The sequence below is a fragment of the uncultured Coprobacter sp. genome (genome assembly GCF_947855755.1).
Taxonomy (GTDB): Bacteria; Bacteroidota; Bacteroidia; order Bacteroidales; family Coprobacteraceae; genus Coprobacter.
Map to the genome: position 1 here is coordinate 42421 of NZ_CANUAR010000027.1, position 14216 is coordinate 56636.

Consider the following 14216-nt stretch of genomic DNA (forward strand, 5'->3'; position numbering starts at 1 on the left):
ATCTATTTTAATACAAAAGGGAGGTATTATTGCCTAAAAACTCGATTTATTATAAATTTAATATTCTATGTAATAGAAAATAATACGTTTTTTTATTATCCGCATATTTATTTTGTACGACACACAAAATAAATGATTATCATGAAAAATCTTTTTATTGGCAAATATTTTGCCATTGCCTTATGTCTGTTGTCGGTTCAGTCTCTTATGGCTAAAGATATATATTTGTCTGTTAGCGGGGCAGATACGAATAATGGGTTATCTGAAAGCAGAGCGGTAGCTACATTGACAAAAGCTCTTTCGTTGATAGAAGAAGGCGATAATATTAGGGTATCCGGTATAATAGACGTGTCTAAAGACGTTTCCGGAATGGAGGGTGTTGCTATACCTCAAATGGCATTTTCTGTTATTGGAGATTCTCCTTCGACTTCAGGTTTTACGGGTAACGGTATTACACGAATTTTTTATATTAATTCTAATGATAAAGAGACACAATATAAGAATTTGTCATTTACAGACGGTGCGCAAAATCAGACAAAAGGTTCTGCAGTTTTTCTTCAGAACTCGAGATGCGTATTCACGAATTGTCTTTTCAAAGATAATATTTCTGTATCTTGCAAGGGAACAGTATATCTTTATACTCCAAATCAAGTAGAATTTAATAATTGTATATTTACAGATAATCAAGCCCAACAGGGAGGAGCTATTTTCTCTGAAATGCGAGGGAAATTAGTGTTAGATCAATGTACGATCAAAAATTGTAACCTTCAGTCGATTGCGAATTCTAACGGTGGAGGTCTTCAAATACTCGGAATAGAGTCTTTTGAATTGAGAAATTCTACTGTTAGAGATTGTTCGGTAGCACAAAGGGGTGGAGGTATCAATATAGAGAATAATATCAACACGGCTGAGACAGTCAGGAGTTCGATACGTATCGAAAATTCTCTTCTTGCGGAAAATAATGCAACTGATGCCGGAGGTGCTATCGCTATAAAAAATGCCCTTTCCAATAATATTATGGATATGCAAATAATAAATTGCACAATCTGGAGGAATTTTGTGAAGACTCAGGGTGGAGCTGCTTTATATATTCCTTCGGCTCAGAAAGGTAGCAGCATAAGTATTGTAAACTGTACTGTAACTGAAAATACGGCTTCTGGAAATAGAGGATTCGGTTGTGGATTATGTTTTTGGAAAGAAAATGACAATACTTCTACTCAACTTTTGAAAAAACGGATATATAATTCGATCATTGAATCGAATATGACTGATCCTCAAAGTCAATCTTCGGACATGGGCTTTCGTTATACTCCTGTGGAGGGAGAAGATCTTTTTATCTCTAATACTTATTTAGGCTTTGGTGTTCAAACGGGTGCTCCTCTTAAATTGGAAACAGGAAATGGAAATGTTTCAGGGTATGAGTTGTCTCGATTGTCCGGACTTATTTCTTCGACAGAAGAATATATAAATCGTCAAAACTCCATTCCTTTGTTTCCGAATTGTGATGCATTGACAGCAGGAAGAGCTTCATTCTTACAAGATCTTGGAATAAATACCGATCAAATAGGGAATATCCGTTCTTTTGAAAAAGGGATTTGTGCTGTTGGCTCTGTAGAAATGGCTGCAACATTAGATCCGGAAAAGATAGACGGAAGTTACCAGCATATAATCATGTATGGACAGAGTCTTTCGACTGGTCATCAGTCTTGGCCTGTCATATCGACGGAAAATATTCCGGGAAATTTTATGATCGGAGATCAGGTATGGATTAATTATGGCAATAAAAATTTTGACGAAATAAAACCGTTGATAGGAAATGTGTCGGCTGCTTTTGCCAATAATAGCAATATTCGGAGTCGGAATGCCGGAACAATCGCAGAATGTCCGTTATTGGGTGCAGTAAATCATATTCAAAAGAAACTTCAACCGGGAACAAATATTTTGGCGACATCTGCCGGTACGAGCGGAACAAGTATAGAGGAACTTTCTAAAGAAAATGAATTTTCTACTTGTTACAGCCAGTTCAGTAATACTCTGCTACAAGGTTCGAAACTTGCCTTCGAAAATAATAAAAGTATTTCTTGTCCGGTAATATTTTTTATGCAAGGTGAATATAACTATACATCGTACGAAAATAAAGGTATGACTGTCGGATCTAGCAGTACTACTGACGGGGAACTATATTATAAATATTTATTGCAGTTAAAGAACAATATGCAAGATGCCGTAAAGAAATATTATGGACAAGACGATGCTCCGTTGTTTATTACATATCAGACGGGAGCTCAATATACTCGAGGTACTACGTTGGAGGTCGGTATGGCTCAATTAAATGCCTCTAATGAAAATGAAGATATTGTATGTGCAGGACCGGTATATCCGATGACCGATCGGGGAGGTCATCTCGATAGTAACGGTTATCGTTGGTATGGAGAAATGTTGGGGAAAGTATATTATAAGACCTGTATTTTAGGAGAGAACTTTAAACCGTTACAACCGATTGAAATTACTCGTAATCCAGAAAATGCTAATGAAATTTCGATTCGGTTCGTGGTAACCAAGTTACCTCTTGTTTTTGATGCAAAATTAGTCGAGTCTCAAAAAAATTTCGGATTTGTTCTTTATAATAACGGTATAGAACAGACTATTAAAAATATAGAAATAAAAAATGATTGTGTAATATTGACAAGTGCTTCTCCGCTGACCGGAAATGTCGAAGTGTCTTATGCTACGCAAAAGACTAACGGACATGGAAACCTCCGAGATAGTGATGATTACGAAGCGTTTTTTAACTACATTGATTTAGATAAAAAAATTGATGGAGAATATGTATATCCGAGAGATGAGAATGAGACGACTTTGAGACCCAATTATGAACCGAGAGATGAGAATTTCAAGATCATTTATGATCAGCCTTATCCGTTGTACAATTTCAGTGTAGCTTTTTATTATAAGATACCTCAGGGAGAAAATATATATAAAGTTCCAAGTCTGTCTGCAGTAAATAAAGTGACAGAAAATATGCCGCTGATATATCAAAATGGAGGCAATTTGATTGTGCAGTTACCGAATAATGAAAAGGGTACGGCAATGATTTTCAATATGTACGGACAAAATTTAAAATCGGTTATTTTAGATGGAAATAAGACGAGTATTCCCGTTGCATCTTTGGATAAAAAGATTTATATAGTCAAAATTTTGACTAAAAACGGAAGTATAACTCAAAAAATACAGATTCGATAAGGTTCGGGAATAATCTATGTAGAACCTTGTAAATTAATGATATGCTATAAGGAAATATGTGATTGATGCTAAAATAGGAAATAGCTTTTTTTAAAGAATTTTCCAGAAAAACGTTCGTTTATTTGGACAAATATAGAATTTTTTAACCCAAAAAACAATTATGCTAAAAATATTTTTATCTTCAGCATTTTAAGGTAAGAAAAAAAATTTAAAATTTTCCAGAAAAATGAATCCAAATAAACGAACGTTTATTTAAAGTGATTTGCTGAAATGTAGAAATATGATCATCACATTGATTTTATTTTATTCTCATAAACGTTCATGAACAGAATAAAAGAATTTGTATTAAATACATTTTTAACCATGAGAAAAATAATATTGTTATTTCTTATATTCTTACCAGTCTTTCTCAATGCAAATGAACCTAATTACGGACTGTATTTCAAATCCCATAAATATATGGGGGCGGAGCGTACGGCATTAGTTCTTAATAATAACAAACCCTTTAGGCTAAATAAAGAACTTGTTCTTTCATTCGATATGAGTTTGAGAAATGAGTTTATTTTCGGGACTGTATTTAAAATAATAAGTGACACGCAAGATGTCATATCGCTTAATTTTATTGCTGATGAAAGAAATAATCAATACCCTATACTTTCTATAAATGATAATATATACCCTATAACTAATAGAATTGAGCTGGATAAGTGGTTTCCTGTAAATATTCGATTTTCTGCCAAAAAAGATTCAGTATTGTTAAGTTATGATAAAATACATATAGCAATACCTTTTTCTTTTAAAGATTGGAGAGAAGTGAGCCTTTATTTCGGAGTATGCAGGCATCCTAATTTCTCATCAGCCGAAATCCCTCCGATGAATATCCGTGATATAAAAATCTATTCCAATGATAAATTGGTGCGGCATTGGCAACTTAAACGGCATACGGTAGATTGTTGTTATGATGAAATCCAAGATATTCCGGCTATTGCCGTAAATCCGGAATGGATTATTGACAATCATACGCGATGGGATTTTTTATATTCCAAAGAATTTCCGGAACTTACTAATCCACAATACGCTTTCGATCCTCAAAAAAATCTTATATATATAGTTCCTGACCATCAGACGGTTATATGTTATAATCCGGAGTCGGGAAAAGATAGTACTATATTTGTAAAGGGAGGATATCCGGCATCAAGAAGTACGAATCAACTGATTTTTGACACGGTAAGAAACAAACTTGTTTCTTATAATTTGGATGAACGTACCGTGTCGGAATTTTCGTTTGAGAGTGAGAGTTGGAACAAAGAGACACCTCCGGTTAAAGAACATAGTTTTTGGCATCATACCGCATCTTTTTATGAGAAAGAGCATTCTATATTTGCTTTTGGAGGATATGGTTTTTATTTATATAAAAATGATTTATTCAAAATAACTCCTGAAAAAGCGGAATGGGAAAATGATAAACTTATTGTGATTCCTCCGAGATATTCTTCTGCATCGGTAATTGTCGATGATCATCTTTATATTTTCGGTGGACGCGGATGTAAAACCGGCAAACAAGAACTGAATCCGCATATATATTATGATTTATATTCTGTAAATCTGAAAACAAAAGAGACAAAGCTCATTCGGCAATTTAAAGAAAAACGCCAATTTTTGCCTTGTGGGAATATGGTTTATAATCCTGCAGATTCTTGTTTTTATGTATTGACCAATTGGCAGAAAGGAACTTTATTTAAAATTTCTTTGAATCAGTCGGATTTGCAAGAAGCGTCGAGTTCCATAAATCAGGCGGTAATAGAATCGGACTATACGTTTTATACATTGTTTCATTCAGAACAAGATTCGAAACTATATGCGTTGTTCTGTAAAAATTTTAAGACAGGGAGTTCTGATATTTCCATATTCGAGATAAATTATCCTCCGATAGCTCAGACCGATATTGTACAAGAGATTCCGGATAAGTCCGTCCAATTGATACGTTGGGGAAGTTATGTAGGAAGCGGGATTGTTTTGTTGTCTCTGATTGCAATTTATATCTATCGGAGAAAAAAGAGAAAAAATCGTTTTCAAGATATGCTCCATGAAACAGAAACATTTGAACAACCTCATACGAATAAGACGAAAAATAACTTCCGACAATGTATCAATTTGCTCGGAGGATTCAATATAATAGATAAGGAGGGACGAGATATTACCGTACACTTTACTCCTATATTGAAAAATCTTTTGCTTCTTATATTATTGTATAGTGAAAATGAAGGGAAGGGTATAAATAGTAAAAATATAGAAGCGATCTTGTGGCCGGATAAAGAAGAAAAGTCGGCACGTAATAATCGTAATGTCTCTATTACACGACTTAAAACGCTTCTTTCAGAGATAGGTAACATTCAACTGTACAATGATAATCGGTTTTGGAAATTGACTTTAGGGGAAGACGTGTCTTGTGATTATTACCGGGTATTAGACCAAATGAGAAAGGTCAAGGAGCATCCGGAGTTAAAGGAACAACTCCTGCCGGAACTGCTTGATTATTTGATGTTAGGACCTTTGCTTCCACATACGCAGATAGATTGGGTAGATAAATTTAAGAGCGACTATACAAGTCTTGCTATCGATTTTTTGAATAGGCTTTTACAAGAAAGTGATTCTAACGATGTAACCAAGTTGCAGCTTACGGATGTTATTTTCTTATATGACTCGTTAAATGAAGATGCTTTGACTACGAAATGTTATATTTTATATAATTCGGGGAAAAAAGGTCTGGCAAAAAATACGTATGATAATTTCTGTAAAGAATACTTTTCCCTATTGGGAGAAAGATATAAATATAGTTTAGCTCAAATTTTAGAATTTGCAGAACATCAAGATAAGATAAAGCATACATAAAAAAGCGAGAATGTGTTCACTTCTTTTATGAGATTACTTGTCTGATGAGTTCATATAAAGAATTTGCTGGTAATCACAAAGAATAAAGCGCTGTTTTTACTTCATATAAGTAGATTAAAATAGTGCCCTATATTAATTGGGGTGTTAACTTCGATATTTACACTGGAAAATCATAGAAAGGCTGGAGTCGGGAATTCCCGACTCCAGCCTTTTCTATTTTTCCTTTTTATAAAGAAGATAGCCGGTTATTATTTGACGAAAGAAAACACAAAAATGACCTGATAATATTTTGTTGTTGGGAAATTTAAATAGACTCTAAAAGAACAAGCGTGATACTTGATTTTATAAAAGAAAAACGCCTGTTTTAGGCAGGCGTTCGGATGCAATTGAGCGAATTGAAAAAATTATTTTATAAATTTCTTTGTAACGACTTTCCCCTTTGATGATGTGCATTTTACAATATATGCACCACGTTCCATATTCTGAGTAGTTATAGTAGTCGTGTTTTTTTGCTCGGCAACTTTAGATCCGGATATAGCATATATTTCCATATCGACTGGTTCTGTAGCTCGAATTTCTCTGTTACTGATAACAATTTCAGGATAAAACTCTATCGTATTGGTTGAAATTCCTGATAATTCTCCATTAAAGTCAGGATCTACACTTCCGGTAAATCGTACAAACCAATATTGGATATTATTATCTGCATATATCCAAATTTCATCACCGGCATTATATGTGTAATCTGTTGAGAACGGCTCAAATCCGTTAGTCCCTTCTACAATATTCGTGTTTTCGGTTGTTAATACAGATATTGTACCTGCATTGTATTTGCTGATAATAACATTTCTGTCTTGTCCCGTACTTCCGGTAATTGCACCTACGGAAATCGATCCGTCCGAAGTAGGTTTAAATTTTATAATGCGGTTTGCCGGAATATTTGTAACAGGATCGATTTTTGAATCGCCTCCGGCTTTTAGCTGTCCTGCTAATTTAGTTTTTGTTCCATCGATATTGAAACTTTTATTACTTGACGCCCAAGTCATAGCTAAAGTCTTTGAAGATCCTTCCGGTGTTGGACCTACGTATATAACCAGCCCATCTTTAATACATGTTTCTGTAAACTCAACTTTTTCGGTGTAGAATGTTGACAAATCCCATAATTTATTGCTTATTACAGGTTTCTCTCCGTTAGGAGTATATCTAATGGCATAAAAGTTTATTCCGGCATTAGTTGTGAGAGTAAGAGTCGTTGCCGGACCGGTATAATTCATCGTTATGTAATCTGTACTTTCATCGCCTTCAGCTTTTGTTGACAGAGTATATCCCTCTATGGTGAATGATCTTTCCGGTTCACTGGTACTGCTCGATAGAGCTGCTATTTCGATTGTACCCGGTCCGGTTACGGGGAAAGTGAGAGAGCGGTCTCCTCCACCGGATTTTAATCTTTTAGAATATTGGTCAGTACCGAAAGTTTTGACATTGGGTTCTACTGTCCAAACTTTACTGGCATTAATCTCTAATCCGTTTATGGTTGTATTTCCCGTAATTGTACCATCGGAGAGATTTTCAAAAGACCATGTCGTAGTTTGTGCTTTAATTCCTAATGAAAGAGCTACGAATACAAGAAAAGTGGTAAATGTCTTTTTCATATATATAAATTTTAGTTAATGATCGATATGCAAATATATTTGTATCAAATGCCTTAGAATGGGAATTTTTGATACTTTATGTGGATAAATTGGAATAGGGAAGAAAATCTTCCTTTTATACTGTTTTTAAAAAGGTTTTATAGGATTCTCTTATTGATGGATTTGTAAGAAGATTATGGAAGGTTATCTAAAATTTTGTTCAGGTCAGGTTTGAGAATTTTATCATTGAGAAAATTAGACAAGCTCATAGAGTGCAAAATAAAAAAAGACAACTTTAGAGTTGTCTTTTGAGCCGATAGAGGGATTCGAACCCACGACCCCGAGATTACAAATCACGTGCTCTGGCCAACTGAGCTATATCGGCAGATGGGTAAGCGATCTACATCGCGTCGCTACGACCGGCTACCCTTGCTGCGGTCAAGCCCTGGGGGATTGACCGGGAGCTGACCGTGTAGGACTTACCCGGCTGCAAAAGTAGATATTTTTTTCTGTTCTGCAATAGTTGTGTTTGAAAAAAATATACAGAAAGAGTTCATCCGTTTAGAAACTAAATAGTTAGTTCGATGTATTTTTTTGCTTATCTTTCTCCGATTAATCCTAATTTGCACATTTTATTGTCTCATATCAGAGCTCATGACGTAAAAAATAATAACTTTGCCGTTGTTGATAATAAGTCTTATTAGTAAAATAGGGTTACGAATGTTACGAGAAGCACCTAAAAAGTCGATCGCGCGTTACGCAATGGAATACGGGGTTTATTTCGGGATATATTTGATTGTGAAATTTGTATTGACTACATTTAGTTTGAATAATTTTGTCGCGAATTTTATATCGGAAGTTTTATTGATCGCGATTCCGTTTATTCTTTATTATATTATGCGGCATTATAAGAAACAAGACGGAGGAAATACTCGTTTCTCACAATTGTGGATGTTCGGGATATTCTTATTTTTCTTTGCGTCGTTATTAAGCGGAGTTGCCGAATATGTTTATTATAGATATATAAATCCGACTTATATAGAGATGCAAATGTCTGCAGTACTTGATTTGATCGAAAAGATGACACAAGCACAGAATTCGGAAATGTTACAAATGATGAGGGACGGTTTGGCAAAAGGAGGTGCACCTTCTCCGATAGAGATGGTGTTCCAGACGATTTGGGCAAATGTGTTTTTCGGTTCTTTGTTATCTATAATTATAGCTTTGATAGTTTCTCGGAAAAAGAAAATAAAAACCTTATAAATAAGAATATGGATATTTCATTAGTTATACCATTATATAATGAAGCCGAGTCTCTCCCTGAACTGACAGAATGGATTACCCGGGTGATGAGTGCGAATAATTTTTCGTACGAGATATTATTTATAAATGATGGAAGTACCGATAATTCGTGGGGAGTGATTGAGGAGTTGAGTGCGAAAGACGAGCATATCAAGGGTGTTAAGTTTCGCCGTAATTATGGAAAATCTCCGGCTTTACATGTCGGTTTCGGAAGAGCGAAAGGAGATGTCGTAATTACTATGGATGCCGATTTGCAGGATAGTCCTGATGAGATTCCGGAATTGTATCGTATGGTTATGGAAGATGGCTATGATCTTGTATCAGGATGGAAAAAGAAACGTTATGACCCTCTATCGAAAACTATTCCTACGAAGTTGTTCAATGCAACGGCGAGAAAAGTTACCGGGATATATTTGCACGATTTTAATTGCGGATTAAAAGCATATCGGAATGAAGTAATTAAGAATATCGAAGTGTATGGTGATATGCATCGTTATATACCGTATTTAGCAAAAAGTGCAGGTTTTTCGAAAATTGGAGAAAAGGTGGTTCATCATCAGGCTCGTAAGTATGGTGTAACGAAATTCGGTTTGAGCCGTTTTGTAAATGGATATTTAGATTTGCTAACCCTTTGGTTTTTTAATAAATTTGCGGTGAAGCCCATGCATTTTTTCGGGTTTTTGGGTAGTCTGATGTTTGTGTTGGGATTTTTCTCGGTAATAGCGGTTGGCGCTTATAAACTATACTCGATGTATCATAATATGCCGTACCGTTTGGTAACAGATTCTCCTTATTTTTATCTTTCACTTACGGCTATGGTTTTGGGAACTTTGCTTTTTTTGGCGGGTTTTTTAGGAGAATTAATTTCTCGAAACTCGGTAGAACGTAATCGATATAATATTGAAAAAGAGATAAAATAATTTCCGGATTAAAAATATATAATTATGAAAAAGACCGATGGTGATAATGAAGGTTTCGATTTGCTGACTTTAGCACGTTTGCGATGCTCTGTCCGGGCTTATATATCTCGTGCTGTAGAATCGGAGAAACTTGAATATATATTAGAAGCTGTTCGATTAGCTCCTTCGGCAGTAAATTTTCAGCCTTGGCTTTTTATCGTAATTCAGGATGAGAAAGACCGGAAAGAATTACAACAGTGTTATGATCGAGATTGGTTTACTCAAGCTCCGGTTTATATTGTTGCATGTGGAGATCATCGGCAATCGTGGAAGCGGAAAAGCGATATGAAGGATTTTTGTGATGTGGATGTTGCAATTGCAGTCGAACATCTTTGTTTGGCTGCAACAGAGCAGGAGCTAGGCACATGTTGGGTGTGTAATTTTGACACGAAATTATGTGCTGAAGTTTTGAATCTTCCCGAAGATATCGAACCTTTAGTGTTGATACCGATCGGTTATCCAGAAAATCCCGATGTATTTGTTTCTACACCGAAAAAACGAAAAGCGTTTAATGAAATTGTAAAATGGGAAAAATTTTAGATATTATTTTAGTAGTTTTTTTATTGGGAATAGGATTTGTATCATGCGGGGATGATGGCTGTATGGAGAATCGTAGCAGTATCCCGTTGATTGCTTTTTATTCCGATGCTGATACGACGCAACGAGTTGCGATAGATTCGTTGACAGTATGGGGAATCGGCCAGATAAATGATTCTTTGCTTTTGGATACGGCTTCGGTAAATCAATTTATGGCTCCATTGAGAGATGGTGTAGACACAACAAAATATGTTTTGCGGTATGATCAGGAAAACTTGAATCCCAGATACAAATTCGATACGTTGACATTTGTGTATCATTCGTATGTGAGATTTGAATCGGCCGAATGCGGGGCAATGTTTAACTATATAATCGATGATTTTAGATATACGACCCATCAACTTGTATCGGCGACATTATTGACCAAAGAGATCGATAACATGAATATTGAGAATGTAAAACTTTTCTATCATGTTGAAGAAGCGGAATAATTTGTTGTCGGTCATTTTTTTGTTGATCGTTTCTGCAACATTCGCTCAGCAACGACAATCGACAAACTCGACTCCTCAAAAAAAAGAAGAGAAAAAAGAATCTAAATATAAATTCCCGTTATTAAACGGGCTTATACTTGGTGTTGATTTGTATAACCCTGTAGCAAATTTGTTCGGGCAGAAGTATGGAAATTATGAGGCGAGCTTGGAGTTGAATATGCATAATCGTTTCTTCCCTACATGGGAAATTGGAATAGGACGAGCTGATAATAGACCAGAGGAAATGAATTTTACTTATGTTGGTAAACCGGCACTTTATAACCGCATTGGTATAAATTATAATTTCCATTACAATAACGATGGGCCTGGAAATTTTTTTATAGGGTTAAGATATGGCTTTTCTTCTTTTAAATATGATATAACGAATATAACGTTGGAATCTTCCTATTGGGGAACTTCATATAATGAAAGTATTACCGGACAAAAGTCCAGAGCACAATGGATTGAGGCATTAGGTGGTATTCGTGTTCGTTTGTATAAAGACTTGATGATGGGGTGGACTGTACGCTATAAATGGTTGATAAAAGCGAAAAATAATGAGTTTTCTACTCCATGGTTTATTCCCGGTTATGGAAATAAAGGATCGGTTCTGGGAATAACTTATTCAATTTACTATAGGTTTCCATTGGGGAAAAAGAAGGTCGAGAATAAAATTGATGTGACCTCTGAATAATAAAAATTTATAAGAAAAGGCTATTTTGACAAATAACAAAATAGCCTTTTCTTATAGAAAGTATAGTCTTTTTAATTTGTTTGAGAAGTATTTTCTTTTATATGAATGGCATAACCTCCGCTACGTGCAATAGGAATAGTCAGTTCTGATTTAGAATCTACTCGGTAATTTTTGATGGTATAGGATTGTGGATGAGTTTCGTAATCGGCGTCTTCTCCATCAGCATATACGGTTGCGATATAATTCTTGTCTGGATCAAGAAAATCTAAGCGGATGTTTGAAATCCTTTTATTTTCATCTGTAATACTGCCGACGAACCATTCGTTTTCCCCTTTCTTTTTTCTGGCGATGGTGATATAATCCCCGGGTTCGGCTTCCAAAATTCGAGTATCATCCCAGTCAACAGGGACATCCTTAATAAATTGGAAAGCATCAGCAAACCTTTCATAGTTTTCCGGTAAATCTGCTGCCATTTGTAAAGGACTGTACATCGTTACATATAAAGCTAATTGTTTTGATAATGTTGTATTGACCCTATTTTTTACATTTGGATCATAATAGCTAAGATCTGTTTGGAAAATTCCCGGAGTGTAATCCATTGGACCTCCGATGAGTCTGGTAAATGGTAATATGGTTTGATGATCGGGTTTAATATTTCCTAAAGCTTCATATTCTGTCCCTCGAGCCGATTCAGCAGCTAAATAGTTTGGGTAAGTACGGTGCATTCCTGTCGGGCGTACAGGTTCATGGGCATTAATCATGATTTTATAGTCAGCACCTTTTTCAATAGCTCTCAGATAATGATTTACCATGGTTTGTCCATAATGATGTTCTCCTAAAGGAATGATTGTTCCGACATATCCCGATTTTACAGCATCGTAGCCATTGTCTTTCATAAATTGATAAGCTTCATTCATTCGGCGTTCATAGTTTGGAATCGAGGCTGATGTCTCATGATGCATAATCAATTTCACACCTTTTTGTGCAGCATATTTTTTAAGCTCATTTAAATCGAAATCCGGGTAGGGAGTAACGAAATCGAAAACATTTTCTTTCATTGTTCCGAACCAATCTTCCCATCCGATATTCCAACCTTCCACCAATACTCCGTCGAAACCGTGTTTAGCCGCAAAATCTATATAACGTTTTACATTCTCGGTGTTCGCAGCATGTCGTCCGTTCGGCTTTATTCGAGAATAGTCTATTTCATCGAGTTTTATATTAGAAGTGTCTGCATAAGCCCAAGATCCCCCTTTAGGGATGAACATTTCCCACCAAACACCTACATACTTCATTGGCTTTATCCATGAAGTATCTTCAATTTTATTGGGTTCGTTTAAATTGAGAATAGTTTTTGAAGCCAGAATATCTGCGGCATTATCGCTTATTAATATTGTTCTCCAAGGAGTTTGAGTTGCAGTTTGCATTCTGCCTTTTCCACCTAATGGGTCCGGAGTCAAGTGTGTAGATAATATTACGCCGGTACTATCCAGTTCCAATAACATAGCAGGGTAATCTTTTAAAGCGGCTTCATGTATATTTATATAAACCCCGTTACCTTTAAGCATCAGAGGAGTTTGTACGGTTATTTCCTTAGTCGGAGTTTGTGCCGAAATTTCTTCAGTAGCGCCATCTATCTGTTGGGGAATTTCTGACAATAATGATGTCGTATAATTATATTCGTTTGTATCGTAGTCTCCTCTTATCCAAAATACAGTATAATCTCTCCCTAAATTGAATTGGGTAAGTTCTTTGGCAATTGTAAAATAAGAAAGATTCTTTTGATTTGGAAATTCATACCTAAACCCAAGTCCGTCATTGTATAATCTGAATCGTATAATAACAGTTCTTTTCGGATTACCTTGCTCCAAAGTAATTTCCAGTTCATTATATTGATTTCGTATTTCTTTTACCTCTCCCCACACGGGTTTCCATGTTTCATCAAAAGCAGATGTCGAACTTTTTAAAATGCTGAAATCATCTACCATGGATGGTATATTTTTCATTTCAAAACCGAGTCTACTTTTTCCAATAATAGTTTTCCCTTTATACAGTAAAGAATAACATGGGACACCGTTATCGACATGAAATGTCAGATTTAATTGGTGATTGGGCGATTCAATACTTTGAGCATGTCCTGTGAGTACCATAATAAAACAAAGAAATAAAAATAAATTTCTGTACATGATATATTTATTTGCCGTTATTTAAAAGGAATATATTTATAGAACAACGGAGACCTTGGATTTGTTATTGTCGGTTTTTTATTTTTTACAAAAGAAAAACTTTAGGAAAAACAAGCTTAATATGAAACTATTTCAGTTTTATATGCCTTTCTTTAGAAAAAGCAAATATTATTAAGTTGATGATTTATAGCAATTTGCATCTATTTAGTAGAAATATTTAAAAAAAAGGCTGTAAAAAATTT

General features: G+C 35.2%; 9 protein-coding genes and 1 tRNA gene. 7 read left to right on the plus strand and 3 right to left on the minus strand.

Annotation, left to right across the window (positions count from 1 at the left end):
• Nucleotides 1-141: 141 nt before the first annotated feature.
• Entirely contained in the window at nucleotides 142-3243 is a 3102-nt protein-coding gene (locus Q0093_RS12625) for a T9SS type A sorting domain-containing protein (protein ID WP_297931045.1), read from the plus strand.
• 363 nt (nucleotides 3244-3606) lie between these two features.
• A complete protein-coding gene (locus Q0093_RS12630) occupies nucleotides 3607-6135 on the plus strand; it encodes a hypothetical protein (protein WP_297931048.1) in 2529 nt (842 codons plus the stop codon).
• A gap of 404 nt (nucleotides 6136-6539) precedes the next feature.
• Here Q0093_RS12630 and Q0093_RS12635 read toward each other — a convergent pair whose 3' ends face one another.
• Both Q0093_RS12635 and Q0093_RS12640 read right to left on the minus strand, forming a co-directional pair.
• Entirely contained in the window at nucleotides 6540-7787 is a 1248-nt protein-coding gene (locus tag Q0093_RS12635; RefSeq protein ID WP_297931050.1) for a T9SS type A sorting domain-containing protein, read from the minus strand.
• Between the two features lie 290 nt (nucleotides 7788-8077).
• Nucleotides 8078-8151 (minus strand) — tRNA-Thr (locus Q0093_RS12640).
• A gap of 335 nt (nucleotides 8152-8486) precedes the next feature.
• Between Q0093_RS12640 and Q0093_RS12645 the strand changes: the two genes are divergently transcribed.
• From Q0093_RS12645 to Q0093_RS12665, 5 genes are read left to right on the plus strand one after another with little or no spacing between them, the layout of a single operon-like run.
• On the plus strand, nucleotides 8487-9029 hold the full coding sequence (locus tag Q0093_RS12645; RefSeq protein WP_297931053.1) for a DUF4199 domain-containing protein: 543 nt from the start codon (nucleotides 8487-8489) through the stop codon (nucleotides 9027-9029).
• 8 nt (nucleotides 9030-9037) lie between these two features.
• On the plus strand, nucleotides 9038-9988 hold the full coding sequence (locus Q0093_RS12650) for a glycosyltransferase (protein WP_294178372.1): 951 nt from the start codon (nucleotides 9038-9040) through the stop codon (nucleotides 9986-9988).
• A 24-nt stretch (nucleotides 9989-10012) separates the two neighbouring features.
• On the plus strand, nucleotides 10013-10567 hold the full coding sequence (locus Q0093_RS12655; RefSeq protein WP_297931056.1) for a nitroreductase family protein: 555 nt from the start codon (nucleotides 10013-10015) through the stop codon (nucleotides 10565-10567).
• Nucleotides 10552-11055, plus strand: a complete 504-nt coding sequence (locus Q0093_RS12660; protein WP_297931059.1) for a DUF6452 family protein — start codon at nucleotides 10552-10554, stop codon at nucleotides 11053-11055. Before Q0093_RS12655 ends, Q0093_RS12660 begins: the two co-directional genes overlap by 16 nt.
• Nucleotides 11036-11788, plus strand: coding sequence for a DUF6048 family protein (locus Q0093_RS12665; protein ID WP_297931061.1), 753 nt, complete (start codon nucleotides 11036-11038; stop codon nucleotides 11786-11788). The genes Q0093_RS12660 and Q0093_RS12665 overlap by 20 nt, the downstream gene beginning before the upstream one ends.
• Nucleotides 11789-11859: 71 nt before the next feature.
• Here the strand turns inward: Q0093_RS12665 and Q0093_RS12670 are convergent, their stop codons facing one another.
• Nucleotides 11860-13974: a glycoside hydrolase family 97 protein gene (locus Q0093_RS12670; RefSeq protein ID WP_297931064.1), complete on the minus strand. Its 2115-nt coding sequence runs from the start codon at nucleotides 13972-13974 to the stop codon at nucleotides 11860-11862.
• Between the last annotated feature and the right edge of the window lie 242 nt (nucleotides 13975-14216).